The sequence below is a fragment of the Myxococcales bacterium genome (assembly GCA_016720545.1).
Classification (GTDB): Bacteria; Myxococcota_A; Polyangia; order Polyangiales; family Polyangiaceae; genus JAAFHV01.
In genome coordinates, this window is the sequence record JADKKK010000002.1 from 119,272 (window position 1) to 145,305 (window position 26,034).

A 26,034-nucleotide genomic window follows, 5' to 3' on the forward strand; every position below is an offset into this window, starting at 1 on the left:
CGGCCGCCGGACCCCACCGAGCGAGGCGCATCCTGCTTGGAGGGCGCACGGAGCTCATTAGGAATAGGAACAATATCGAGCGCTTGGACGAGGTCCACGTGGAGGCCGCCCTGGCGACGGAGATCGGGGCCTAGAGGCAAGAGCAGAGCGGATCGCCCGCCTGGCACGACGGTACGACCTTGCCGCCGCTGCGGCAGACGACCTTGTGCACCGCCGGGGCAGCCACGGCGCCGCCGCCGCCGCCCTTGACGGCCTGAATCGCCGACTGGTTCTTCTTCTTCTGCTCGTCGAGGGCCGCGAGCCGGGCTTCGGCGGCCTTCTTCGCTTCGCCGGTCATGTTGACGAGGTCGGCGCTGAGCTTCTTGCGCTCCTCTTCGTCCGCCTTGGCCTGCGCCTCGAGCTTGTCGAGCTTGGCCTGCAGCTCCGCCTGCTCGATCTGGTGCTGCTTGTCGGCGAGCGCCTGCTTGTCGGCCTGGCTCTTCAGCGCGAAGCCGCCGCCGATGAGGCCGAGGAGCGCGACCGCGCCGACGCCCACGGCGATGTACGTGATCTTCTTCTTGCCCTGGCTCTCTTTGATGGCCGTGAGCTTCTGCTCGTGCTCTTGGGCTTCCTTCTGGGCGGCGAGCCGGGCCTGCTGCTCGGCGGCGACGCGAGCGCTCTCGACCGTCGCGAGGCGCATCGCCTCGAGCCGCGCGGCCTCCTCGCGGGCGCGGAGCTCTTCCGCGCGCCTGGCCTCGTCCTCTGCGCGAATGCGGCTCTGCTCCGCCTCGAGCGCGCGACGCTCGGCGTCGAGCCGCGCTTGCTGCTCGGCGTCCGCCTTCTTCTGCTTGTCGTCCTCCTCCTGGCGAATGCGGTCCTCCTCCAGGTTCATGAGCTCCTTGAGGGAGAAGAGAACCGAGCTTTCTTTCTGTTCCGCCATTTGGGAGTCTCGCGAGGGGTAGAGGGGCCGGCCGCGCCGGGGAGCGTGCCGAGAGGTCAGAGCCGAGGAGTGAGGGGAGAGGAGGGGGAGGCCGCTCCGGGAAGGAGCATGATACCTGCTCGTGCGGGCAGCCCAACGAAAAACTAGCGAAGGTCGGTTAATTGAGCAACGGAGACGCGCAACGGAGGCGCGCGACGGAGGATGCCGCGGAGCGAGCGAACGAGGCGAAGCGCACTCGTTGAACTCCGTGGGGTGGCGCGGGCTTGGCTTACGCGAGCACGAGAAGCACGGCGTCCTCGGAGACGGCCTGGCCCTCGGCGCAATGAATCGCCTCGACCTTGCCGCTCACGGGGGCCTCGACGGGCATCTCCATCTTCATCGACTCGAGGATGACGCAGGTGTCGCCCTCGTTGACCTCGTCGCCGACCTTGACTTCGATCTTCCAGACGGTGCCGGTGATGTGCGCGGTGACAGGGGTTGGCATTGGTCTCGGACCTTACAGGGAAACACCCCCGAACGTAAGGTGGATCCGCGCGGGGCCGCGACCTCGCGAGCCGGGCGCCGCGCTCCTGCCGCGCGCCAGTCTCCTGGAAGCGTGATCCCTTCCAGAAGTCGCGCGGCTCGGCCTTTCGCCACAAGGGAGCGAGGGGGGGTCCCGTTTTTGGCGGCGGTGGGAGGATACTCATGTTCGAGGGGTCGGCGTTCTCGCGCGGTCACACCCGAAACCACTGTCCCCTGAGCGCAAAGCGCCGCCTCCACCGCGCGGAACGACGTCCGAGTCGAGGACAGGCCCGCCGCCGCCGAAGACGGGGCACCCCCTCGCTCCCCCCCCTCGCTCCTCGGAGTGACACCGAAGACCGGACTTCTGATACGAACCACGACTCCAGGGGACTAGCAGCAGTAGGACTCGTCGTCGCGCCTCGCACGGCTCGCAACTCGGCGAAAATCCTCGGTCATCAAGCGGTTCGGCGCTCTAGCCGGGCTGCGAGGCGTCCGCGGGGGCAGCGTCGGCGGCGTCGGGCGCGGCATCGGGTGCGGCGTCGGGCGCGGCGTCGCGCGCGTCGGCCGGCGCGTCGACGGACGTGTCGGTCGTGGCGTCCGATGTGGGAGCGTCGGCCGTCGCGTCGAAGGGCCCGGGTGGCGCCGGGTCGAGCCTCTTGCACACGCGCCCGGCGCTCTGCCCGGTCGAGGCCACGCACGCGAGGCCCTCCACGCAGTCACCGATGAGCTCGCACGCGCCGCCCTCGCCCGAGGGGACCTTCGCCTCGTCGGAGCACGCGAGCGCCACGGCGCAGAGGAGGGCGAGGCCGGTGCCGAACAGCCATGGACGACGCATCTCGACGAACCTACCACGGCCGTGGCCAGCGAAGTAGCGGCTCAGCCGCGCCGCACGCGCGGGGGGGGCGGCCTGCCAGAAAGGGCGACGGCCCCCCCGCCACCGTGTGTATCGTTCGAGCGTGACCGAACAAGCCGAGTGGTTCGTGCTTCCTCGCGGCGGAACGTACATCTCCACGTCCGCCGGGGCGATCCAGGTCGGGATCCCGCCCGAGACCATCAAGGACGTGATGGCGCGGAAGCTCGGGCTCCCCGAGCTCTACGTCGTGCCGCGCAGGCTCTTCGATCAGAAGCGCGGTCTCTCGGTCGCCGAGTTCGAGTTCCCTGCATACTACAGCTATTTCCTGTTGAAGCGGAGGGCCCGGCTCCTGGTCGAGAGCGCCGAGGTCGAGGCTCGCGTCCGCTCGATCTTCCAAGAGACGCTCTTCGGGCCGGTGGGCGTCCCGGACGACTCCGAGTTCGTGGCCGGTCTCCCCGCCGACGCCCGGCCCAACTTCCACGCCGAGGCCGAGTTCTTCCGCAACGTGCCCGGGCGCGGTCGGCTCGAGGTCGACGATCTCGTCGAGTTCGTGCACTTCGACGCGGAGGACGTGGCCCGCTTCGGCGAGCGCGTTCGCGTCGTCCGAACGCCGGCCGAGTACGTGGTCTACGACGGCGACGCGCGGGTCGCGAGCGCGCCGCGCGAGGTCGACCTGCCGCCGCGCGCCGAGTCCACGCTCGACGCGATGGGAGCCGTGCAGTTCTCTCCGCCGGACTTCGGCGTGACGGTGCTCGGGGCGAGCCATGGCTTCGATCCGTCCGGCAAGACCACGGGCTTTCTCCTGTGGATGGGCGGTCGCGCGCTCGTCGTCGATCCTCCCACCGATGCCACCGAGTACCTTCGCGCGCGCGGCGTCGCGCCGAAGACGATCGACGGCGTCATCCTCACCCACTGCCACGCGGACCACGACGCGGGCACCTTCCAGAAGATCCTCGAGGAGACGAAGGTCAGCCTCTACACGACGCCGCACATTCTCGGCTCGTTCTTGCGGAAGTACTCGGCCCTCAGCGGCTACTCGGAGCAGGTGCTCCGCCGGACGTTCGTGTTCCACCCCGTGCGCATCGGCGCGCCGGTGCACGTGCGCGGCGGCGAGCTCTGGTTCCGCTACACCCTCCACTCGATCCCCGCGATCGGCGTCGAGGCGTTCTACGGCGGCAAGAGCATCGCGATCTCCGGCGACACGCTCTACGACCCGGACCGCGTCCGCGAGATGGCGACGGCGGGGGTCCTCGGGCGGGGTCGATTCCGCGAGCTCTACTCGTTCCGCGGGCACCACAACCTCATCCTCCACGAGGCGGGCGTACCGCCCCTCCACACCCCCGCGACGAACCTCGCGAAGCTGTCGAGCGACGTCAAGAAGCGGCTCTTCCTCGTTCACATCGCCGAGAAGGACGTGCCCAAGGACGTGGGCCTTCGGCCCGCGAAGGTGGGGATAGAGCACACCCTGCGCGTGGGCGTGTCGCCCCCCGAATACGGCGAGGCGATCGCGCTGCTCGACGCCGTGGCGATGGTCGACTTCCTCCGCGATCTGCCGCTGTCGCGCGCGCGGCAGCTCCTCCAGGTGGCGCGCCGGATTCGCTTGCCCCAGGGCGAACGCATCGTCACACAGGGCACGCGCGGCGACGCCTTCTACATCGTCGTGAACGGCCACGTCGACGTCGTGCGCGACGGCGTGATGCTGAAGACCTACCAGGCGGGCGACTACTTCGGAGAGCGCGCGCTCATCCTCGCCGAGCCTCGCATGGCCGACGTGGTCGCGCAGACCGAGGTCGACCTCATCGCCATCGATCGCGACGACTTCCTCCCGCTCTTGCGCGGCAGCGAGATGTTGAAGCGCCTCGAGCGTCTCGTGCGCGTGCGGGACGAGGGCGCGTGGGAGCTCATCGGCCAGAACAGCGTGCTCGGGAGCCTCACGAGCAGCCAGAAGACGCAGCTCCAGAGCGCGCTCTCGGCGATCGAAGTGCCCGCGGGCGAGGTGCTGTGGCAGCGAGGGAGCACGCCCGACGCCGCGTACCTCGTCATCGAGGGCACCCTGCGCGTGGAGACGCCCGGGCAGGACCCCGTGCGCGTGGGGCGAGGCGCCTTCGTCGGCGAGACCGAAGCGCTCCGGAAGGGCGGGCGCGCGGTGTGCGCCGTCGCCGCCGAGACCGCGTCGCGGCTCTACGCGGTCGATGGCGACGAGCTCCGTCGCTTCTTCGACGACAACCCAGGGCTCTACCTCGCGTTCCTCGGGATGCGCGTCGCCGAGTAGTCGCGCGAGGCGCGAGGGCCTCCGCGCGAACTTGGCCCACCTCGCCGCGGCGACGAACACTGCGTGCGCATGCCTTGGTCGCTCGCCGACGCTCGCCACCTGTCGCTGTTCGTGGCACGTCACGCCGGGCAGGCGCTGGCGTGGGCGGAGGAGCACACCGGTGTGCCGGCGATCGTGGTGGCCGCCGCGCTGCTCGTCGCGGGGTACAAGCTCCTGAAGCGGACCGCCCGCTTCGCGCTCGAGGTCGCGCTCGTCGTCGGGCTGCTCGGGCTCGCCTCCGCCCTCGGGTGGGTCAGGTTCTGAGTTCCGGCTTTCGGGCCCACTCACGCGCCGCCTTTGCTAGCGTGCCCGCCGCCGCACCCGCGGCGTCATGTGTACAAATGTGCGCCAGACGGCGCGAGGAAGAAGCTCATGAAGCTCGAGGATCTGAAGATCATCGTCACCGGCGGCGCTCAGGGAATGGGACGCACCTTCGCGCTCGCGCTCGCCGAGGCGGGCGCCAGCGTGGTCATCTGCGACGTGAACGAGGCGGGCCTCGCCGAGACGACCGAGGCCGCCAAGGGGCTCCGCGGGAAGCTGTTCGCCAGCAAGACGAACGTGGCCGACGAGGCCGAGGTGGGCGCGCTCGTCGAGCTTGCGCACAAGCAGATGGGTGGCCTGAACGGCCTCATCAACAACGCCGGCATCCTCCGCGACGGGCTCCTCGTGAAGAAGGACCGCGAGACCGGCGCGGTGAAGAAGCTGTCCAAGGACCAGTGGGACGCGGTCATCGGCGTGAACCTCACCGGCGCCACCCTCCTCACGCGTGACTTCGTGGCCAAGATGGTCGAGACCAACACTCGCCCGGGCGTGGTCGTGAACATGTCGAGCGTCGCTCGCCACGGCAACCGCGGGCAGTCGAACTACACCGCCGCCAAGGCCGCGCTGGCCGCGAATACGGTCACCTGGGCCCGCGAGTTCGCCGCCTACGGCGTCCGTGTCGGCGCCGTGGCGCCCGGCATGGTCGAGACCCCCATGACCGCGGGCATGAACCAGAAGGCCCGCGACGCGCTCGTGGCGGCGATCCCGGTCGGCCGCATCGGCCTGCCCGAGGACATCTGGCTCGCGGTGAAGTTCGTCCTCGAGTGCGACTACTTCAACGGCCGCACCATCGACGTGGACGGCGGCCTCAGCATGTAGTCGGGGCGCGTGACGCGGCGCTTGCGCGGCTGGGCGGTCGAGGTAGAAAGGCCCCATGCTCACGCTCACCCAGCCCGGCCGCGCGCTCACCGCGCTCACCACGCTCGCCGTCGCTTCGCTCGCCCTCGCGACCCCGCTCGCGGCGTGCGGATCCGACGGGCGGCAGGTGTTTGACGACGACGCCGCCACGCCTCCCGGCCCGCCCGCGCCGGGGGGCGAGGCCGGCACGTTCGAGCCCGCGGAGGGCGGGGCGGAGGCCGGCAAGCCCGTCGCCGTCGGCTACCTGAGCGGCAGGGTAGTCGCGCCCGAGGGCACCGTGCCCATCAGCCAGGCGCTCGTGTACCTCACCGACCGCCAACCGGAGCCGCTCCCAGGGCAGGCCTACTGCGACACGTGCGTGAAGCTCTCGCCCCTCGAGCCCTACGGCTACTCCAAGCCGGACGGCACCTTCGAGGTGCCCGTCTACAAGTCGGGCAAGCAGCTGCTCGTCGTCCAAAAGGGGCAGTTCCGGCGCGTGCGCGAGGTGGAGCTCCAGGCGGGCGACCAGCGCACCGACCCCGCCTTCACCCGCCTTCCCGGCAAGAGCGACCCCTCGAAGGGCGACACCATCCCGCGCATCGCGATGGTGGTCGGCGGCTACGACAAGATCGACTACTCGATGAAGAAGCTGGGCATCGAGGAGTTCTACCGGTACGGCGACGCCCCGCCGCCCTTCCCGTCGAACGGCCCGGGCATCAAGACCGGGAAATCGGGCAACGACCTCATCGCGTCGAAGACGGAGCTCGGACAGAACCACATCGTGCTCATGCCCTGCGCCACGTTCGGCTACGACCGGAACGAGGCGAGCGGTCAGTTCGTCTGCGGAGCGCCGAGCTCGGGGCAGAAGGGCGCGCTCAAGGCGTTCGTCGACGCGGGCGGCAAGCTCTACGTGACCGACTTCTCGTACGAGGCCGTCCGCCAGACGTGGCCCGGCTTCATCACCTGGTACGACAGCGGCATGCAGCCGCTGACCGACACCTCACGGGGCGTCGGCACCGCGTGCCGCGCGGGCGAGGAGAACACCCCCGGAACCGCGGTCGACGTCGGGCTCCGCGACTGGATGAACGCCATCGGCGAGTCCAACATTCAGCTCCAGGCGAGCTGGTCGCGTATCCAGAAGGTGTCGCCGCAGCCGGGCGTGGACGCCACGGGCAAGCCCGTCACGATCACGCCCAAGGTGTGGATGACCTCGCAGGTGGGCGGCGCCGCCCTGCCGGCCACCGTCAGCTTCGAGCAGACCTGCGGGCGCGTGCTCGTGAGCTCGTACCACTGCGAGGGCGACGACGGCTCGAAGCTGCTCGCGCAGGAGAAGGCGCTCCTCTACACGCTGCTCGAGGTCGGTGTGTGCGTCGGCCAGCTGCCTCCGCCCCCGCCGCCACGCTGAGCGGGCCGCGGCCTGGGCCAACGGGGCTTGGGGCTCGGCGGCTAACCCTTGAACGGGGCGAGCTCCCTCGCCAGCTCGCCCGACTCGTGCAGCTCGGTGACGATGTCGCAGCCCCCGATGAACCTCCCGTCGACGTAGAGCTGCGGGATCGTGGGCCAGTTGGAGAAGTCCTTGATCCCCTGACGGATCGCCGGGTCGGAGAGCACGTTCACGGTCTCGAAGGGGACCCCCTCGCGTTTGAGGAGCTCGACCACGCGGCTCGAGAAGCCGCACTGCGGGAACGACTTCGATCCCTTCATGAAGAGCACGACCTTGTGGTCGGCGATGAGCTTGGCGATGTGGGCTTGTGGGTCCATGGCTGACTCCGGGCGAAAGGCGAGGGGAAGATGGGGCGTCTCGGGGCGTCGCGCAACCGCCACGCGCCGAGCCCGATTCCCGTCCACGTCGAGCGAGAGAAAGTGTCGTGGTTTCGCGGCCTCAGGTGGACGTGGTCGCCCATGTGTGACATTTATGTGACGAACAGATGGCGACTCTCGATCTCAGCTCCGAGTTCCCGGCCGCGCGGGACGCGTCCGTGGCGGAGCCGAGCGCGTCGAGCGCGGTCCGGGTAGGCGTCCACGACGCGTCGCGGGTCGAGTGGAGCGTCTCGCTGCCGCTCCCCGAGGGGCGGGCGGGATCGTTCAGCATCGAGGTGCGCCTCAAGATCCCGGAGAACGCCTACGTCGACCACGCCCCGTGGAAGCACCTGCAACACTTCACCCGGCTCGACGGCCCACAGCTCTCGCTCGCCGACGACGTGGTGTCGATCGACGAGCTGCGGCGGGGCGTGCTCGCGCTGGCGAACAAGCTCGCGCGTGCGAGCGAGCTCTTCGCGCGGCACTGCCGCCTCGCGAGCTCCCTCTTCGCCACCGCCCCGCACAGCGAGCTCGAGGGCGTGCTTCGGGCGTCGCTCGAGGCCGCAGACCGCGTCGTCGAAGATGGCCGCGCGCACCTCGCCACGCCCGTTCCGGGCGAGGCGTCCGAGGTGGCCCGCGAGAGGCGCCTGGTCGACGAGTACATCAGCGTGCGCCTCCTCGAGATGCTCGCGGCGGCGGGGCGCGCGCTGACCACCCTCGGCGCGTCTCGCTCGCCGCACGTCGCCGACTTCGCCCCCGTCATCGCCGCGACCGAGACCCACATCGCCGAGGCCCTCGCGCGGGAGCTCGATCATCGGCAGACGGAGCGCTACGTCCGGGCGGAGCCGCTCCTCCAGAAGGCGCTCGAGCGCTACCTCGACCGCGCGAGCCAGCTCAAGAAGCACTTCCAGGAGGTGCTCTTCCTTGAGCACGAGACGATCCACATCGTCGACCGATTGTCGCACCTCTCGGCCGCGCTGGTCGCCGTGATCGCCTCCACGTGGGCGTTCGGCTGGCAGCTCGCGCTCCTCGATCGCGGCACGTCGCTGGGCGCCCGTTTCGGCTCTGGCCTCACCACCGTCGCCCTGCTCGCCGGCCTTATTTACGCCACGAAGGACCGCATGAAGGAGCTCGGGCGCGCCTTCCTGGCGCGGAAGCTCAACGACGTCTACGACGTGCAGCGCTTCACCCGGTTCCGGGCGCCGCAGCGTCGGCTCCCGGGGCGCGACGTGATCGTCGCGGCGAGCGAGTGCTTCAAGCAGCGCGACGAGCGACTGCCCGATCCGCTGAACCCCGAGAGCGGCGCGAGCGTTCCGTACCGCGTGATTACGTACAAATCGCGCGGTAAGGTGCACCCCAACGCGGTCCTCCGCGCCTCCGGGGTGCGTCGGATCAAGCACGTGTTTCGCTACGATCTCTCGGCGCTGTTCGGCCGGCTCGACGACGCCACGAAGTCGGTGCCGGTGCAGTGCGAGGCGTCGCGCAAGGTGCGCTTCATCGACGCGCCGAAGGCTTACCGGCTCCCGTTCGAGGTCCGCGTGACGCACGACGATCGCGGCGACGGGGGCCTCGCGCGCGGCGGGCGACGCGAGCAGCAGTGGGTGGAGTCGACCGTGCTCGTCGTCCACAAGCGCGGCCTCGATCGCATCGAGCGGCCCGAGGAGGACGACGGTGTCGAGGTCGGACTCGAGCCGGGCTGAGTGTCGCTACGGGGCCCCGCACATCACGGCGCCGACCATCTCGAACGTGTCCTTGAACGTCGTGCCCCGGCAGACCGTCGCCCACTGCGCCGTGGAAGCGCTGATGGCGGTATTGCACGCCGCGTCGCCGAGGCCGGCGCAGATGGCCGCGGACGCCTGCGTCTGGCAGGCGCTGGTCGACGCGCCGGCCGGGCAGGTCGAGCAGGCCGTGCTCGTGCAGACCAGCTCCTTCGAGACCGGCACCGCGCACTCGGGGCGCCCGATCACCAGCGCCGCGCACGCGGCGACGTTTGGCGACACGGCCACCTCCGAGAGAGGGAGGATCGCGCCGACCGGCACCTTGCTGAAGTCATCGCCGTCGATGCCGCCGAGCAAGCAGCGCGCGCACTCTGGGTTCGCGGCGATGTATGCGTCGCACCCGGCGGTGGTGCTGGTCGCGCTGAGGCACGCGCCGACCGCCTCCTTGATGACCGCGGTGGTGCAGCGCGACGGGCTGCGGCTGGGCGCCAGCCCCTCGAGCAAGAAGGCGTCGTCCTCCTTGTAGCAGGCGACGATCGGTCCGGCGTCCAACGCGCCCGCCTCACGCTCGGGTGGCGCGGCGTCGTTCGACGGGGGTGACGAGTCGAGCAGCGCCGCGTCGCCCGGGGTCGCCGCGTCGCCCGCGCCCGAGTCGGGGTTGCGAGGAGGGGGGGGGGCCGTGGTCGTGCTGGAGGAACAGCCCGCGAGCACGGCCAGCACGAGCAGCGCGGCCACACCCGGCGGGAGCGGACGGCGAGGGGCGGAGGAGGGGGCTGGGGTCATGACCGGAGCAGGTGTCGCACACCTCCCCGGAGCGCGCCACCGACGCGGGAGTTGACGCGCCTCCAGTCGGGATGCACTACGTTGGAGCCAGTGTCCGAGCGCATCTTCCCCGACCTCGAGCCCTCGGCGATCGTCTACCGCTCGGCCGACATCGTCGTCGTCGACAAACCCGCGGGAGCGCCGACCCAAGCGCCGAGCCCCGAAGAGCCCGAGGACCTCGTGAGCCGTCTCCGCCGAGCGCTCGCCCGCGAGGCCGGGGCGGGCGCGCCGGCGCCGTACCTCGGCGTCCATCAGCGCCTCGATCGCGACACCAGCGGGCTCGTCCTGTTCACCCTGCGCCGCGAGGCGAACGCTCCGGTCGCGGCGGCGTTCGAGGGCAGGCAGGTGAAGAAGACCTATATCGCGTGCGTCGAGTCGCGGGGGCCGCTCGGCGCTCGCACACTGCGCGACACCCTCGACAAGGGCGACGCGGGGCGCATGGAGGTCGTGCGCGCCGCGCGTGGCGCTCGAGGCCCTCGCGAGGACGCCCGCGGGAAGCTGGCGATCACCCATGTGAACGAGCGCGCTCGGCGCGGCGCGCGGGCCGAGGTCGAGCTCTCGCTCGAAACGGGCCGCACTCACCAGGCGCGCGTCCAGCTCGCCCACGCCGGCGCGCCGATCGCGGGCGATCGTCTCTACGACGGCGCTCGAGCGCCGCGGCTGCTGCTGCACGCGTCGCGGCTCGAGCTCCCCGCGGGGCTGCTCGGCGAGGGCACGCTCACGCGGTTTCACGCGAAGACCCCGCCGGCGTTCCCGCGATGGCTCGCGCGCGGCGACCTCGGCCGCGCCATCTTCGACGACGACGACGCGCTCCGCGAGGCCCTCGCGACGGCGAGGGAGGCGCGCTTCTCGCTGGGTCGCTCGGCCGACACCACCTGTTTTCGTCTCGTCAACGAGGGCGGCGACGCGCTCCCGCACCTGGCGGTGGACGTCTACGACGCCTTCGCGGTCGTCCAGCTGTACGACGACGGTGAGGGCCTCTGGGAGGACCGCGTCCGCGTGGAGCGCGTGCTTGACGCGGTGGAAAGTCTAGGGTTTGCAGGCGTTTACCTTAAGTACCGTCCGCGCCAGGCCAACACGCTGGTCGACACGCGCCGCGACGAGGTGGCGCCGCGGGCGCCCGTCCGTGGGGTGCCGGCCGCCGACGAGCTCGTCGTGCTCGAAGACGGCGTCCCGCTCGGGGTGAGCCTCGGCGACGGCCTGTCGACCGGGCTCTTCCTCGACCAGCGCCGCAACCGACGCCTCCTCCGGCTCACCGCGGGCGGCCTGCGGGTGCTGAACCTGTTCGCCTACACGTGCGGCTTCAGCGTGGCCGCCGCGGTCGGGGGGGCGCGGCAGACCGTCAGCGTCGACGCCGCCGCCGTGGCGCTCGCGCGCGGTCGCGACAACCTCGTGCGCGCCGGGCACGCCGACGCCAACGCCCACCTCGTGCTCGCCGAAGACGCGTTCGCCTACCTCGCCCGCGCCGCCAAGAAGGGCGAGCGCTTCGACGTCGTCGTCCTCGATCCCCCGAGCTACTCCACCTCGAAGAAGCGACGCTTCGTCGCCGAGCAGCACTATGGGGAGCTTGCGGCGGAGGCGCTCCGCGTGCTCGCGCCGGGCGGGCGGCTCTTCGCGTCGACCAACCACCGAGGCACCTCGCGGGCGAAGCTCCGCCGGGTGCTCTTCGCCGCCGCCGAGGCCGCGTCCGTCCCCGTCGCCCAGCTGAAGGACCTGCCGCCCGCCAGCGATTTTCCAGCGACCCCTGGCGAAGAGCCCACCATGAAGGCCATGCTCCTCACCGCGGCGCGTGACGGCGCAGTGGGGAAGAAGCCGCTTCAGCGGCCCGAGCGGGCGCGTCGTCCCGGCGGTCCCTCGGGGCGTCCGGACCGGCTCAAGAAATAAATCGGGGACCCTGTAAGGCGCCCGCGCGGCGTACGTTCGATCGAGCATGGAGGCTGGGAACATGAACTTCGGCAAGCGCATCGGGCTCTTCGTGACACTCGTGTCTGTGATGGTGGGCTGCGGCGCCGCCCCGAACGCGCCCCGCTCGCCCTCCGCGGAGGCCTCGGGCTCGCGCCCGGCGGCGTACAAGTCGGGGCCGGGTTACTCGAGCGACGTGGAGGTGCAGCCGTCGGCCCCGCCGCCGGCCAGCGAGGCGCCCGCGGGCGCTCGCGGCGCTTCGGCCGAGGCGCCCGCCCAACCCGCGCCGCAGAGCCGCCCGGGGCTCGGCACCGAGTGGGGTGAGGCTCGGCGCTCAGAGGTGCGCGACGTCTCGTTCGTCCGCGCCGACGCGATCCGCCCGTTCGCGGTGGCCACGCTGCACTACAACGACCGCGCCGGCGTCGACGCGCTGATCTCCCTCCGCGACCGCCAGGGGAACACCTCACGCGAGCTGCCCACCGCCAACGGCCTCGTGGCCGTCTCGGTCCGCGACGGCTCGGGCGACCCGCTCGAGGCCATCCGCTTCGGCGGCCGGACGTACCTCATCGGCCAGGCGGGGGAGCGGTACACGCTCGTCGTGCAGAACCGCTCCGCGCACCGCTTCGAGGCGATCGCTACGGTCGACGGCCTCGACGTCGTGAACGGCCAGCCGGGCTCGCTCGAGCACCGCGGGTACGTGTTGAACCCACACGCGACCCTCGAGATCGAGGGCTTCCGACAGAGCGCCTCCCAGGTGGCCACCTTCCGGTTCGGGCGAGTGAGCGACTCGTACGCCGCGCAGACCGGCTCGGCTCGAAACGTCGGCGTGATCGGCGTGGCGTTCTTCTCCGAGCGCGGCGACTCGTTCAACGACGACCGCGACACCCGCCTGCGCGACACGGCGAACCCGTTCCCCGCCTCCGACCCGCGCTACGCGCAGCCGCCGCCCCGGCGCTGAGCGCCCGATCGTGACGAGGCCGCGCGGGCCGAGCGGGCGGCGCGCTCGAGGTGGCGAGCGGCCCGGGGAAAAATCGGGTAGGGTGCGCGCCCACCGGGCGGGCCTTCTGGACCCGCCGCGCTCCGCGCTCCCCTATGGCCCCACCCTCCGACGACACGCTGGTCCCCGAGGCGTTCAGCGTTCTGCGCCCCGTGCGCTTTCTGCGCGCCTACTCCACGCTGCTTGGCCGGCGCGCGTTCCTCTACCTCGTGGCGGGCGCGCTCGTCTCCCTGGTGCTCGCGTCGATCGAGCTCGCCGTCGCGGTGGTGCTGCAGCTGCTCCTGCGCAACCTCGGCCTGCTCGCCAAAGACGTCGCCACGCTGCCCGTGCTCGAGGGGCTCTCGCTCTCGAACACGGGCCTCTCGGTGCTCCTCCTCGTCATCGCCGCGGTGCGCGCGCTCAGCCAGGTCGTGGTGGGCCAGTCGGGCATCACCTCGCAGGAGGCGGTGACGGCGCGCCTGCGCCGCTTCGCGCTCTTCGAGATGCTGCTCCACCCCGATCGGCGGGTGGTCACCGCCGCGCGGGTGAACGCGATCAGCGGTGACATCGCGCTCCGGTCGGCCACGTTCGCCTATCTCGCCTCCACCTTGGTCGCGTCGCTCGTCCAGGCGGGGGCCTTGCTCGTGGTGATGCTCGTCGCCTCTCCGTACGAGTCGATCGTTGCGTTCGTGGGCCTGTTCGTGATTGGCCTCGTGGTGCTCTACCTCGCGGCGCGCGCGCGCCGTATCGTCGAGGGCGTGCCCGAGCAGCTCCGCGTCGTCGTGGAGGGGATCGAGCGCATCGCGCGAAACACGCTCCTCGTGCGCACGCTTCGCACACAGACGATGGAGCACGCGCGCCTGGTGACCGCCGTCGACGCCTACGAGTCGAAGTCGGTGCACGCCGGGCTCATGTCGGCGGTGTCCGGTGCGCTCACGCCGCTGTTCGGGGTGGTCCTGATCCTGGTCATGATCGCCGTGAGCCAGAACGTGCTTCACACCGCGCCGCTCGTCCTCGTCTCGTTCCTTTACCTCTTCCTCCGCTTCGTCCAGCAGCTCGCGGCCGGGGTGAGCTACCTCGGTATGTGCAACCAGCTCTGGCCCCAGACCAAGGTCGCGCTCACCTACGCGCTCGACCTCGGGGAGCACACCGGTCCCGCGGCCTCGATGCGCGGCTCCACCGAGGGGCGCGCGCGCGACGCCCGTCCCACCGATCGGGGCACCCCGCCCGCGGTCGAGGTGCGAGGGGTCTCCTTCCGCTACCCGGGTCAGGAGGGCTTCGCGCTCGAGGGGGTCCACGCGGCCGTGGCGTCCGGCAAGCAGCTCGGCATCGTCGGCCCCAGCGGGCGCGGCAAGAGCACGCTCTTGTCGCTGCTCCTCGGGTTGATGGAGCCCACCGCGGGCACCATCACCGTCGGCGGGCGCACCCCGGGGGACTACTTCTCGGACGCCTCGGTGCGCGTCGGGTACGTCGGGGCCGAGGCCTTCCTCATCGCCGGATCCATCCGCGACAACCTGCAGTACGGAGCGCCCTTCACCACCACCGACGAGGAGCTCTGGGCCGCGCTGCGGAGCGCCCGCCTCGACGGGACGATCCGTGACCTCGCCGGTGGGCTCGATTACCTCATCGCGGAGGACGGCTCGGGGCTCTCTGCGGGCCAGAAGCAGCGCCTGTGCCTCGCCCGGGCGCTCCTCGGGGATCCGCACGTGCTCGTGCTCGACGAGGCGTCGGCCAACCTCGACGACCGCACCGAGAACGAAATTGCCAGTTCAATTCGAGAGCTTAGTGGTCGCGCGACCGTGCTGATCGTCTCGCACCGCAAGGGTCTGCTGGCGCACGCCGACCAGGTGATCGAGCTCGGCGCGCCGCGCGAGATCCGCGAGCCTGCGCCGTCGCAAGCCTGACGTCAGGGCGCGTCCACCGGCGCGCCAGGCGCCTCCGTGGTCGCGGTGCTCGCCGCGCCCGCCGCGCGCCCCTCGAGGTCGACGAGCTGTACGCGCGGGCCCTGAAAACGCCCTCGCACCGAGGTGAGCCACAGCAGCCCGAGCGCCGCGGCGAGCCCGGCGAGCACGCCGCCCGCGCCCAGGTTGGGCGGGAGGCTGCACACCACCAGCACGCCGACGCACCAGAGGGCCGCCGCGCCGCCTATGGGGACGCTGAGCCGCCCGAGGTGGAACGGCCCGCGCCGGGTCAGGCGGCCCCGCAGGCGCGCGCGCACGCCGAGCGCGATGGGCAGGCCGTAGCTCACGTAGAGGCCCATCGTGGCGACCTGCACGGCCAGCGCGAACACGCGCTCGCGCACGAGCGACGACACCAGCACGAACCCGAGAGAGATCGAGGCCACGGTGAAGATCGCGGCGACGGGCGTCTTGGTCGAGGCCGCCACCGTCGCGAGCTGCCGCGAGAGCGGCACGCCGCCATCACGCGCGAACGCGTAGAGGGTACGAGACGCGCTCGTGAGGCTCGACAGGCCGCAGAACCACATGGCCACCAAGGCGAGCCCCATGCCGAGCGAACCCCCCTGCGGGCCGAGCGCGTGGCGGAGCACGAACAGCGCCGCGTGGTCGTCGGCCGCGGCGGTCGGCAGGTCGTGGATCGAGAGGGTGAGGGCGACGACGAGGGCGTAGCCGAACACCGAGCTCACGAGCACGGCCGAGAGGATGCCCATCGGCGAGCCGCGCGCCGGATCACGGGTCTCTTCGGCGAGGTGCGCCGACGCGTCGTAGCCGGTGAACGTGAAGAGGCTCAGGATGAGCGCGTTGCCGAAGCCCATCGCGGCGTCGCCGTCGGGCCGGTTCGTCGAGGCCGTCACCAGGAAGCTCGGCGGGCGCTTGTCGGCGAACATGAGCAGGGCCACGACGAGCGCGACGACCCCGGCGATGTGCACCACCGCGGAGAGATCGTTCAGCTTGGCCACCGCGCCGGTGGAGAACGCGTTGAGCCCGGCGTGGGTCGCGAGCACGACGGTGAACAGCGCGAGCGGGTGCACGCCGGTGAGCGCGGCGAGCTCGCGCGCGAAGCCGTAGTCGATGGCCGCCACGATCGCGAACTGCCCCACCAGGTTCATCGCCGCCGTGAACCAGCCGAAGCCGGGCCCACCGAGGAGGGCGGACCAGTGGTAGAGCGCTCCGGCCGTTGGGAACGCGCTCGACAGCTCCGCGAGGGCGAGCGCGACCACGACGGTGCCGAACGAGACGAGCGGCCAGCCGAGCCCCACACCTCGCGGCCCGCCCGGCCCGAGGGCGTCGCTGAAGGTCGTCAGGATGCCCGTAAGCACGCTGATGATCGAGAAGCTCAGCGCGAAGCTCGAGAAGCCCCCCATCGCCCGGAGGAGATCCTGCCCGTAGCCGAGCGCCGCGAGCTCGGCCTCGTCGTTGCGCTCGCCCCGCCCCTCGTCGCGCCCCATGCTGCACCGTAGCGTGAAGCTGTCATCGAAACGCGCACTTCGGCCGAGAAGGTGGGTAGGGGCGCTTCTGTGGGCTCTGCCACCCGAAAGAGGTGGCAACTTGGCCGGCTTTTGGGTTTAGTCGGCGGGTGGCGGAAGCAAGACCTGCGGTGAAGAAGGCGAGCGCACCCTCGCGCCCCGCGCCCAGCGGCGCGCGGCTCACGAACGCCGTTCGATCCGCCCGGGGAATCTCTCTGCTCGCGTCGTTCCCGCTCGCCTTGTTGGGTCTGGTGTCGGTCTTCGGCTATGCGACGGGCAATTTCACCGCGCGCCTGGTCGTGGCGGCCGTGCTCTTGCTCGGGCTGCCGCTGTTCGTCGCCGACAAGCTGCTCGCTCGCCTGAAGGGCATCACCGATCGACTCGGCGCCGTCGCCGACGTGTGCGCGGGCTTCTGGATCCTCCTGGCCTGGGTGTTCATCGCCGCCGCGCCCGGAGCGCTCGTGAACGAGGGCGATCGGCAGACCCGCGCCAGCTCCCTCGGCCTCGCGAAGATCGCGTTCGCGCTCGGCGGAGTGACCCCCACGTTCCGTACCGAGCGCGAGGTGCTCGCGCCGGCGCCGTCCGCCGCGTCGGCCGCGCCGAGCTCCTCGGCCGCGAAGGAGGCGCGCTGATGCGCGACAAGGTCGTCCCGTTCGTGCTCCTCGCCGCCCTGGCGGGCCTCGGTGTGCTGGCCGCCGTGCGGACGAAGCCGCCGCACGACGCGCCGCTCGTGCGCGTCCAGGAAGAGGGGGACGCGTCGGGCGACGCGAGCGCGCTCGACGCGGCCGCGCTCGACGCGGCCGCGCGCGACGCCGCGGTCGCCGCCGATCCTGCCGACGCCGTGGCTGCGCCCGCGAGCGACGGCGCCCCGCCGACCCAGGTGGTCAAGTTGCTTGACCGACCGCTCCGCGTGACGACCCTCGGCGCCGCCCTCGCCGCGCCCGGCACCATGGCGTTCGCGCCCGGCGCGACGCGCCCGTTCGAGCTGGAGCTCTGTCCCGTCGAGTCACTGGCAAAGGTCGAGGGGCGGCTCGTCCGGGGCGGCGCCGACGCCGACGGGGCCGACATCGCCATCGTCGCGCTGCCGGACCTCGTGGCGGCCACCGAGCGCCTGCGCGCGCTCGAGCCCCAGGCGTTCCTCCTGGTCGGGTTCTCTCAGGCCGCCGAGCGCCTCGTGCCGCTCGCGGCGCCGGGGGCGAGCCGCGCGCCGGCGGCGACCGGCGAGGTGAAGGTCTTCGTGCCCGCGGGCGAGCGCCTCGCGTCCCGCCAGTGGATGGCGCTCTTCGCGCTCGACGCCGCGGGCGCATCGCCCTCGAGGGTGAAGTTCGTCGTCGCCGACGAGCGCGCGTCCATCACACACCGCGAAGCGGCCTTCGTCGCCGGCTCGTTCCTCGACAAGTACGACGGCGAGCACCTCCTCTCCACGGTCGAGGCGGCCGGGCTCGTGCCCTACGTGGCCATCACGACGAAGCACACGCTCACCGCGAACGAGCCGCTGGTGCGCGCGTTCGCGCAGGCCTGGCTCGCGGGCCTCGAGCGCGCCCAGTCCGACGCGGGCGGCGCCGCCAAGCGCGTCCTGGCGAAGGAGGGCGCCGTGTTCTCGACCGCCGCCGAGCTGAGCGGCGAGCTGGGCGGTGTCGTCGAGCGCCTCGGCCGTGTCTCGCGCGTGACGCTCGACGACAACGCGCGCCTGCTCGGGGCGAGCGCGGCCGCCGCCGCGCGCCGCGCCCCGCTCGAGGCGCTGTCGGCGGCGACGGTCGACGCCTACCGCGACGCGGGCCTCCTCACCACGGCGCCGTCGTGGCCGCTCGTCGAGCGCAAGGTCATCTCCGCGATCGCGAAGGACACCTCCCCGCAGCCGACCCAGCCCCCGGCCGAGAAGCTCGACTGCTCGCGGAGCCGCCGCCGGCCCGTCGCGACGCGCAAGGAGCAGGGGCCCACCCTCGACGAGGCGGCGCTGCTCCGGCGCGTCGAGGTCGACGCCGTTGCCTACGAGGGGTGCGCGCTGCGTGTCAGCCTCAAGGGCGGCGAGAAGCCCTCGGCCACCTTCGCGCAGGGCGCGCGCGACAAGCTCGGGCTCTCGGCGCAGAAGGTCCTCGCGGGCGCGACGGCGTCGCCCGGTCCCGCGCTGATCGAGGTCGTGCCGCCGCCCGCTCCGTAGGCGCGGGGTCGCTCGCCGCGGCCTAAAGCCTTGACAGCGCGATGCGAAGCGGCTCCCTTCGCCCGCCATGGCTAAAGCGGCGCCGCACCCTCGGGGGCTCTACCTCCTGTTCTTCACCGAGATGTGGGAGCGCTTCAGCTACTACGGCATGCGCGCGCTGCTCATGACCTACATGCTGAACTACCTGCTCTGGCAGCCCGAGCGCGCCTCCGGTGTGTACAAGTGGTACACGAGCCTCGTCTACCTCACGCCGCTGCTCGGCGGGCTCATCGCCGACCGCCTGCTCGGCCTGCGCAACAGCATCGTCATCGGCGGAATCCTGATGGCGATCGGTCACTTCTTGATGGCATTCGAGTCGCTGCCGTTCTTCTACGCGGCGCTCGGGTTCCTCATCGCGGGCAACGGGTTCTTCAAGCCGAACATCTCCACGATGGTTGGGAAGATGTACCCCAAGGGCGACAACCGCCGCGACGGCGCGTTCACGATCTTCTACATGGGCATCAACCTCGGCGCGTTCTTGTCGCCGCTCGTCTGCGCCTGGCTGAAGCAGCACTACTCGTTCCACTACGGGTTCGCGGCGGCGGGCATCGGCATGTGCGTCGGCCTCACGGTGTTCCTGGTGGGGCAGAAGCGTGTGCTCGCGGACATCGCCGCGGCCGAGGTCGTCGAGAAGAGCGCGAAGGCCGAGTCGGAAGAGGCCGCGAAGGAAGCGGCCGCGAACGAGCAGCCGACGGGCAGCGCCTACCGCGACGGGAAGCCCGAAGCCGAGGGCGCCGAGGGCGCGGCGGGCGCGGACGGTGCGCGCGGCTTCGCGGGTGGGCTCGCGATGGTCTACCCGTTCGTGATGATCCTCGCGGCCCTCGGCATCGCGGGCATGTACGTGTCGATGTTCCTCTCGGGTCACGCGAAGGGCACCGCGCTCATCATGCCGGTGGCGTTCGGCGGCGTGTTCGTGACGATGGCCGTCATCTTGCTGCGCTTGAAGGGCAAGGAGGGCGACAAGAGCAAGGTCATCTTCATGCTCTTCTGCTTCGCGGTGCTCTTCTGGATGGCGTTCGAGCAGGCGGGCAACGCACTCAGCATTTGGGCCGATCAACACACGGTGCTGAAGGTGGGCACCTTCGAGTACCCGGCCGAGTACTTTCAGTCGGTCAACGCGGTGCTGATCTTCATCCTCGCGCCGCTCTTCACGATGTTCTGGATCAAGGTGTGGAACCCCTCCACGCCCGTGAAGATGTTCGTGGCGCTGCTCTTCATGACCGCGTCGTTCGCCGCGATGGTCGCGGGCGCGGGCTCCGAGAACTCGCGCGAGTCGCGCGTGAAGCTCGCCGGCGGGGTGCCCGCAGGCGTCGACGTGTCGAAGCTCGACGCCGGCCGCCTCCGCTTCGAGGGCGGCGAGCTCGTGGTGAAGGGCGTGCTCCCCATCTTTGGCCGCAACGGGGCCATCGCCGCGGCTGTGCCGGAGAGCTACGCGAAGTTCGTGGAGACCCTCGAGGACCGCACCAAGGGCGCCACGAAGGCCTCCCCTGTGACGATCGAGCTCACGACGCTGCCAGAGTACTTCGAGCCGATCATGACGAAGAACGACGAGGCCAACGGCGCCGCCGAGCTCGTGGGCGCGACGGTCGGCCCCGACGGCAAGGTGACCGCCGGCCCGGGCGCCAAGATCGTGTTTCACTTCCACGCCCCGGTCGACGAAAACTCCAAGGTGAGCGTGCTCCAGTGCGCGGCGTCGCCCGCGTGGAAGACCGCGATCGTGGAGCTCGCGAAGGCGAGCCAGGACAGCCGCGTGAGCGGCATGTGGCTCTTCCTCAGCTACCTGCTCGCGACGCTCGGCGAGCTGTGCCTCTCGCCGGTCGGGCTCTCGATGGTCACGAAGCTCGCGCCCGCGCGCTTCGGCTCGCTCTTCATGGGCGTGTGGCTGCTCGCGAGCTCGGTCGCGCAGTACGTGGGCGGCAGCATCGGCGAGTCGTGGGGCAAGGTCACCCCGGTGAGCTACTTCCAGCTCTTCGTGGGCATCAGCGTCCTCGGCGCGGGCGTGCTGTTCGTGTTCTCACGTCCCATCCGCAAGCTGATGCACGAGGTGACGTAGGCGTGTCCAAGGCCTTCACGAAGGAGCCGGACGCCGACGACGACGATCCGGCCGACGCCGAGCCCGCGCCGCGAGGGCCGAGCTACATCACCCCGGAGGGCCAGCGCCGCCTCCGCGACGAGCTCGAGCGGCTGTGGCACGGCGAGCGCCCCAAGGTCACGGCCGACGTCCAGGCGGCCGCGGCGCAGGGCGATCGCTCGGAGAATGCAGAGTACATCTATGGCAAGAAGCGCCTCCGCGAGATCGATCGCCGCATCCGCTTCCTCTCGAAGCGGCTCGACGTGCTGCGCGTGGTCGACCCGGGCGCGAGCCTCGCGAGCCGCGACGACGGGCGGGTCTTCTTCGGCGCGTGGGTCACGGTCGAAGACGAGGACGGCGCCCGGGCGACGTACCGCATCGTCGGGCCCGACGAGATCGACCTCGCCCGTCGACACATCAGCGTCGCCTCGCCGGTCGCCAAGGCGCTGCTCGGCAAGCGGGAGGGGGACACGACCCTCGTCGCGCGCCCGAAGGGGACAGTGGAGCTCACGGTGCTCCGCGTGAGCTACGAGGCCGACCCCGCGGACCCAGCCGCGCCGCGGTAGCCGGCGCGGCGCTCACGGCTCGCGCCGAGGCGCCGTCCATGTCCGTGTAGAGTGCACGCACATCGTCGGAGACGCAGGTGAGCAGGCACCGGAGGATCGCAACGCAGCCCGTGCCGATGCGGCGGCGCGGGGGCGACGGGAGTTTATCAACGGCTAGCTAGTCCCCTGGAAGCGTGATTTCTTTCAAAAACACTCATCCGTGAACCTGCAGGATTCGCTGTCCGAAGCGCTGGACCGACGCCAGGATCTCGTCGGCGGGCTTGGTCCACTTGAACGGCCGCGAGCGCTCGTTGTGCGCGTCGACGTAAGCTTGGATCGCCTGACGTAGCTGCGGGATGCTCGTGTGCGAGCCGCGCTTGAGAGCCTGCTCGGTGAGGAGGCCGAAGAAGCGCTCCACGAGGTTGAGCCACGAAGAGTAGGTGGGGGTGAAGTGCAGCTGGAAGCGGGGGTTGCGCAGCAGCCAGCGCTGCACTTCAGGGCCCTTGTGCGCCGAGAGATTGTCGAGGACGACATGCACGGCGAGCTCCGGTTCGACCGCTGCATCGAGGGCCTTGAGGAAGGCGACGAGGTCCTTCGCACGGTGCTGCTTCTTGAAACGAGCGATGACCTCGCCCGTTGCCACGTTGAGCGCCGCGAAGAGGTCGAGCGTGCCGTGACGGACATAGTTGTGGGTCTGTCGTTCCGGCTGACCGAGGTCCATCGGCAGGACCGGCTGCGCACGTTCGAGCGCCTGGATCTGCGACTTTTCGTCCACCGCGAAGACGACAGCGCGGTCGGGTGGGTTCATATAGAGGCCTACGACGTCGCGAACTTTCTCGACGAACTGCGGGTCGTCTGAGAGTTTGAAGGAGCGCACGATGTGTGGCTTCAGGCCAAACGTCCGCCAGATCTTCCTGACGGTGGTGTGGCTGATGCCCGCCTTGGCGGCCATGTCGCGCGTACTCCAGTGGGTCTTGCCCTTGGGCTTGGCCTCCAAAGTCGCGACGACGATCTTCTCGACCTGTTCGTCCGAGATCGCGCGCGGCGCCCCAACGCGGGGCTCATCGTAAAGCCCGTCGAGCCGACGCTCGACAAACCGCCGACGCCAGAGGCCAACGGTCTGCATCGACGTCCTGCAACGGGCTGCGACATCTGTGTTCGTCGCGCCCCCCGCGCAGGCCAAAACGATGCCGGCGCGAAACGCGAGGCGACGATTCGTGCGTACTCGTCGCGCCGCTCCAACTCCGCGCGTTCCTCGGGAGAAAGGGCGAGTACTGCCTTCGGGCCGCTGGTGGTCATGGTCCTTGGACTAGGAAGCACCGTAGAATATTTAAGTCATCTTGCTTCCAGGGGAGTCCCCTGGAGTCGTGGTTCGTACCAGAAGCCCGGTCTTCGGTGTCATGCCGAGGAGCGAGGGGGTGCCCCGTTTGCGGCGGCGGCGGGCCCGTCCTCAACTCGGACGTCGTTCCGCGCGGTGGAGGCGGCGCTTTGCGCTCAGGGGACAGTGGTTTCGGGTGTGACCGCGCGAGAACGCCGACCCTCGAACATGAGTATCCTCCCACCGCCGCCGAAAACGGGACACCCCCTCGCTCCCTTGTGGCGAAAGGCCGAGCCGCGCGACTTCTGGAAGGGATCACGCTTCCAGGGGACTAGGGCTCGCGGCAGGTGGGCGACTCGCCGGACTCCGGCACGCAGATCTTGAAGTCGTAGGGGCCGAGCGCGCACATGTAGTTGCCGGGGCAGTCCGACGGCTTCGAGCACGCCTGATGGCAAATGTAGCGGTTGCCGGCCTTGCCGAACGAGGAGCACATGCCGCCCTCGCACTCGAGCCCCGCGTTGGCGTCGTGCGTGGCGGTGCAGCAGTCGCCGAGCTTGCGCGTGCCGCGCGAGTAGACGTTGCCGGGGGTGCAGCGGGTGGCCGCGCTCGGGGCGCAGAGGCGGTCTGCGCCGCCGCCGACGCTCGGGCAGGTGAAGGTGCCCGCCGTGGCGAGGCAGCCGCTGGGATCGCCGCACCGGTCGAGGCACATGCGGCCTCCCGGTCCGTCGACACACTGTCGCGACCGGCACTCGCTCGCGTCGGCGCAACAATACCCGTTGGGGAGCGCGCCGAAGGGCCCCGGACCGGTCGGGCCTGCGCCTACGGGCCGGGTGGCAGCGTCGTCCGGCGCGCCCGAACCCGAGGGAGGCGCGGTCGGGGCGATGGGCACGCCGCCTTCGCCCGTCGCGGTCGGGCCGCCATCGGGGAGCGTGTCTCCGCCGCCCTCTTTGAGGTCGCTGCACGCGGCGAGCGCGAGAGCGCACGCGGCGGCGCAGAGCCAGGAGCGCGGCCAGGAGACCGTCTTGCGCGCGGGGACCATCCCCCCAGCGTACGTCGACGCGCGCGGGTTCTTCCCTCCGAAGGCTCTCCGGAGAGCCGCGCTTCGCGCTCGAGGCTCAGCGGACCAGCGAGAGGCGGGCGCCGGACCCGAACGCGGCGAGGTGGCCGCTCTCCTCCGCGATGTACGCGTCGCACTTCTCGTCGACGCGCAGGAGGTCCGGGATGGCCTCGCACGGGCCCACCGTGCCGAGGCGCGCGCCGTCCTGAGGGCGGAATACATGTACGTCAATGTGCGGCACGAAGAGCGCGCCCGAGCGGAGCACGGGCTCGAGGCGCCTCGGCGCGTCGGCCTCGTTCGCGCGCCCGAGCTCCTGACGATAGCGAACGCGCCCTCCCGCGGACTCGACGGCGAGCAGCTCGCCCGTCGGCGTGTTGCCGATGACGAGATCGTCGACCGCCAGCCACGACGTGCCCACCGGCGCTACGGCGTTCTTCGTGTCGAAGCGCGGCTTGCCGGTGGCGCGGTCGAGGCCCACGAGGCGGAGGCCGTCGCGCTCGCGGAGCGCGAGGACGACAGCGTCGCTGGCGACGAGGGGGCTCCCCTCGACCGTCACGGTGCCCGTGAGCGCGTGCGACACGCGCACCTCGCCCGAGAAGGGATCGACGATGGCGAGCTGCCCGGGCCCGTGCGCGGCGCCCGCGACGGCGTAGAGGCCGTGCTGGTCGACCGTGGGGGCGGCGCAGAAGCGGAGCCTGTCGCGCACGCGCCAGACGACCGAGCCCGTGGAGACGTCGAGCGCCGTCAGCGCGGTGTCGCCCGTGGCCACGTAGAGGAGCTTGCCCGAACGCTTCAGGCGCAGCGCGCCCGAGCTCTTGCCCCACGCGTAGCGCCAGCGAGGCTCGCCCGTCAGGAGATCGAGGGCGACGAGGTGCCGCTCGCCCTCGGACAAGATGAGCAGGCGCGGGAGGCCCGGCGCGCTCACGACGCAGCCCGCCTGGGGGCCTGCGCCGCGCGGCGCGATCCACGTGCGGAGCGCGACGTCGCCGTTGCCGAAGTCGTGGACCGTCACCTCGCCGTCGCTGGCCACCCGGGCGATGCCCGCGGGCGTCACTACGCTCGTGGCTCGGGCGGCGGGGGCGCGCCAGAGGACCTCGCCGGTCGCGCGGTCGAGGCACGAGAGCTCGTGGACCGAGCCCACGATGAGGCGGTCGCCGCAGAGGAACGTCCCCCGGAGATCGATGCCGGCGATCTGCGCGCGCCACTTGGGTGTGTAGCGGAGGCGCGCAGGCGGCACCGCCTCGCTGCGCGGTCGCGCGGCGCCCTCGGCGAAGGCGCGGTACGACTCCGGCGCGCGGTTCACGAAGGAGTCGGAGCGCTTCACCTCGCGGAGCGCGCCCTCGAGCTCGCGGACCTGGCGGCGGAACGCCGAGAGCCGCAGGTTCATCGACTGCGAGCGATCGCGGCGCACGACGGCGCGCACGACGGCGCGACCGAACGAGAGCGCCGCCTCGACCACGTCGGACACGCCCAGGTTCGGAAACGTGTAGAGTGCACGCTCACGGCTCGAGAGCTCGGCGCTGCCGAGCACCAGCGCGGCGACTTCTCTGCCGTCCGCGTCGCAGCTCGCGCGCAGCCCGACCAGCAGGCCGCCCGCGTTGGCGCGGACGTGGAAGCCCTGGCCTCGCTCCCACGAGGCGAGGGCGCCGCGCGCGAGCTCGACGAGGCGCTCTGCCACGAGGAAGGGCGCGGCCTCACCGAGGTCGACCGCGCGCCCGCGGATCTCGGCCCGCATGCGGCCGCGGAAGAGCAGCGCGTGGAGATCGGCGCGCTCGACGCTGGACGGCGCGGCGCCGCGCGCGCCCTCCCGCAGGAGGAACTCGGCGGCGAAGGAGATCGGCGCGTCGCGGTCGAGCTCGATGACGACCGGCGTGGGGCGAGGGAGGGGCAGGTCGCTGTCCGCGCCGAGGTCTTCGGTGTCGGCCAGCGAGCGACGCACCGTCTCGAGCTCCGGGGCCCGCGAGCGCATCGAGCCCGCCGCGCCGGCGCCCGCCGCGTTCGCGAGCGCGTCGAGGACGCTGGCGCGAACCTCGCTGAACGCCACCGGGCGCTCGTGCACGAGCACCTTCGGATCGCCGCCCGCCCGGTAGACGCTGAGCAGCGCCGTCGGGCCGAAGCGCTCGATCGCGAGCTCCCATGAGTCGTCGTAGAAGCGCACGATCGCCTTGCCTCGGTGGCTCGCGAGCAGCGGCGTCAGCGCGCTCGCGAGGTCTCGGAGGACACTCACGGCGTTGCGCTCGTTGACGCTCGCGGTCACGTTCGTGCCCTGGATGAAGATGTCGAGGACCTCGCGCGGGGCCGGCCCACGCGGGGCGCCGCCCCGCCGCTCCGCGAGCGACGCCTCTCCGCGCGGCGCGTGCTCGGCGGAGGAACCCTGGTCGACGAATATCTCGAAGCTTCGCATGCTCTCTACGGCTCTCCTCGGGTGGCGACGGCACCGCCATGGTAGGAAGCGTGAG

At 71.3% G+C, this 26,034-nt stretch carries 20 protein-coding genes and 1 pseudogene; 12 read left to right on the forward strand and 9 right to left on the reverse strand.

What is annotated here, in order from left to right:
• Positions 1–130 precede the first annotated feature (130 nt).
• The 3 genes from IPQ09_04530 to IPQ09_04540 form a co-directional block, all read right to left on the reverse strand.
• Positions 131–919: a hypothetical protein gene (locus IPQ09_04530; GenBank protein MBL0193486.1), complete on the reverse strand. Its 789-nt coding sequence runs from the start codon at positions 917–919 to the stop codon at positions 131–133.
• 268 nt (positions 920–1,187) lie between these two features.
• A complete protein-coding gene (locus IPQ09_04535; GenBank protein MBL0193487.1) occupies positions 1,188–1,403 on the reverse strand; it encodes an acetyl-CoA carboxylase biotin carboxyl carrier protein subunit in 216 nt (71 codons plus the stop codon).
• A 489-nt stretch (positions 1,404–1,892) separates the two neighbouring features.
• Positions 1,893–2,255, reverse strand: coding sequence for a hypothetical protein (locus tag IPQ09_04540; protein ID MBL0193488.1), 363 nt, complete (start codon positions 2,253–2,255; stop codon positions 1,893–1,895).
• A 121-nt stretch (positions 2,256–2,376) separates the two neighbouring features.
• Here IPQ09_04540 and IPQ09_04545 point away from each other — a divergent pair, with 121 nt between their 5' ends.
• The 4 genes from IPQ09_04545 to IPQ09_04560 all read left to right on the forward strand — a co-directional run bounded on the left by IPQ09_04545 (position 2,377) and on the right by IPQ09_04560 (position 7,147).
• Entirely contained in the window at positions 2,377–4,545 is a 2,169-nt protein-coding gene (locus IPQ09_04545) for a cAMP/cGMP-dependent 3',5'-cyclic-AMP/GMP phosphodiesterase (protein ID MBL0193489.1), read from the forward strand.
• Between the two features lie 69 nt (positions 4,546–4,614).
• Entirely contained in the window at positions 4,615–4,848 is a 234-nt protein-coding gene (locus tag IPQ09_04550; protein MBL0193490.1) for a hypothetical protein, read from the forward strand.
• Positions 4,849–4,956: 108 nt separating this feature from the next.
• Positions 4,957–5,724: an SDR family oxidoreductase gene (locus IPQ09_04555; GenBank protein MBL0193491.1), complete on the forward strand. Its 768-nt coding sequence runs from the start codon at positions 4,957–4,959 to the stop codon at positions 5,722–5,724.
• Between the two features lie 55 nt (positions 5,725–5,779).
• Positions 5,780–7,147, forward strand: a complete 1,368-nt coding sequence (locus tag IPQ09_04560) for a hypothetical protein (GenBank protein MBL0193492.1) — start codon at positions 5,780–5,782, stop codon at positions 7,145–7,147.
• A 41-nt stretch (positions 7,148–7,188) separates the two neighbouring features.
• Here the strand turns inward: IPQ09_04560 and grxD are convergent, their stop codons facing one another.
• Positions 7,189–7,503, reverse strand: coding sequence for a Grx4 family monothiol glutaredoxin (gene grxD, locus IPQ09_04565; protein ID MBL0193493.1), 315 nt, complete (start codon positions 7,501–7,503; stop codon positions 7,189–7,191).
• Positions 7,504–7,670: 167 nt separating this feature from the next.
• Between grxD and IPQ09_04570 the strand changes: the two genes are divergently transcribed.
• The gene (locus IPQ09_04570) at positions 7,671–9,242 is read left to right on the forward strand and encodes a hypothetical protein (GenBank protein ID MBL0193494.1); all 1,572 of its coding nucleotides are present in this window, start codon (positions 7,671–7,673) and stop codon (positions 9,240–9,242) included.
• Between the two features lie 6 nt (positions 9,243–9,248).
• Here IPQ09_04570 and IPQ09_04575 read toward each other — a convergent pair whose 3' ends face one another.
• A complete protein-coding gene (locus IPQ09_04575) occupies positions 9,249–10,043 on the reverse strand; it encodes a hypothetical protein (protein MBL0193495.1) in 795 nt (264 codons plus the stop codon).
• 90 nt (positions 10,044–10,133) lie between these two features.
• Here IPQ09_04575 and IPQ09_04580 point away from each other — a divergent pair, with 90 nt between their 5' ends.
• The 3 genes from IPQ09_04580 to IPQ09_04590 all read left to right on the forward strand — a co-directional run bounded on the left by IPQ09_04580 (position 10,134) and on the right by IPQ09_04590 (position 14,864).
• Positions 10,134–11,966 carry a class I SAM-dependent methyltransferase gene (locus tag IPQ09_04580; protein MBL0193496.1) on the forward strand — a complete coding sequence of 611 codons (1,833 nt, stop codon included), beginning with the start codon at positions 10,134–10,136 and terminating at the stop codon, positions 11,964–11,966.
• A 46-nt stretch (positions 11,967–12,012) separates the two neighbouring features.
• A complete protein-coding gene (locus IPQ09_04585; GenBank protein MBL0193497.1) occupies positions 12,013–12,942 on the forward strand; it encodes a hypothetical protein in 930 nt (309 codons plus the stop codon).
• A gap of 134 nt (positions 12,943–13,076) precedes the next feature.
• Positions 13,077–14,864 (forward strand): ABC transporter ATP-binding protein, encoded by a 1,788-nt coding sequence (locus IPQ09_04590; protein ID MBL0193498.1) that lies wholly within the window; start codon positions 13,077–13,079, stop codon positions 14,862–14,864.
• Positions 14,865–14,866: 2 nt separating this feature from the next.
• Here IPQ09_04590 and IPQ09_04595 read toward each other — a convergent pair whose 3' ends face one another.
• On the reverse strand, positions 14,867–16,366 hold the full coding sequence (locus IPQ09_04595) for an amino acid permease (GenBank protein MBL0193499.1): 1,500 nt from the start codon (positions 16,364–16,366) through the stop codon (positions 14,867–14,869).
• A gap of 128 nt (positions 16,367–16,494) precedes the next feature.
• Between IPQ09_04595 and IPQ09_04600 the strand changes: the two genes are divergently transcribed.
• The 4 genes from IPQ09_04600 (at position 16,495) to greB (ending at position 21,221) form a co-directional block, all read left to right on the forward strand.
• On the forward strand, positions 16,495–17,016 hold the full coding sequence (locus IPQ09_04600) for a hypothetical protein (protein MBL0193500.1): 522 nt from the start codon (positions 16,495–16,497) through the stop codon (positions 17,014–17,016).
• Complete coding sequence (locus IPQ09_04605) at positions 17,016–18,545, forward strand: hypothetical protein (GenBank protein MBL0193501.1); 1,530 nt, start codon at positions 17,016–17,018, stop codon at positions 18,543–18,545. Before IPQ09_04600 ends, IPQ09_04605 begins: the two co-directional genes overlap by 1 nt.
• Positions 18,546–18,612: 67 nt before the next feature.
• Positions 18,613–20,637 carry a peptide MFS transporter gene (locus IPQ09_04610; protein ID MBL0193502.1) on the forward strand — a complete coding sequence of 675 codons (2,025 nt, stop codon included), beginning with the start codon at positions 18,613–18,615 and terminating at the stop codon, positions 20,635–20,637.
• A gap of 2 nt (positions 20,638–20,639) precedes the next feature.
• The gene (greB, locus tag IPQ09_04615) at positions 20,640–21,221 is read left to right on the forward strand and encodes a transcription elongation factor GreB (GenBank protein MBL0193503.1); all 582 of its coding nucleotides are present in this window, start codon (positions 20,640–20,642) and stop codon (positions 21,219–21,221) included.
• Positions 21,222–21,414: 193 nt separating this feature from the next.
• Here the strand turns inward: greB and IPQ09_04620 are convergent.
• From IPQ09_04620 to IPQ09_04630, 3 genes and pseudogenes are all read right to left on the reverse strand, one after another.
• A pseudogene (locus IPQ09_04620) lies at positions 21,415–22,499 on the reverse strand (IS630 family transposase).
• Positions 22,500–22,849: 350 nt separating this feature from the next.
• The gene (locus IPQ09_04625) at positions 22,850–23,557 is read right to left on the reverse strand and encodes a hypothetical protein (GenBank protein ID MBL0193504.1); all 708 of its coding nucleotides are present in this window, start codon (positions 23,555–23,557) and stop codon (positions 22,850–22,852) included.
• Between the two features lie 76 nt (positions 23,558–23,633).
• Entirely contained in the window at positions 23,634–25,979 is a 2,346-nt protein-coding gene (locus tag IPQ09_04630; protein ID MBL0193505.1) for a PQQ-like beta-propeller repeat protein, read from the reverse strand.
• Positions 25,980–26,034 lie beyond the last annotated feature (55 nt).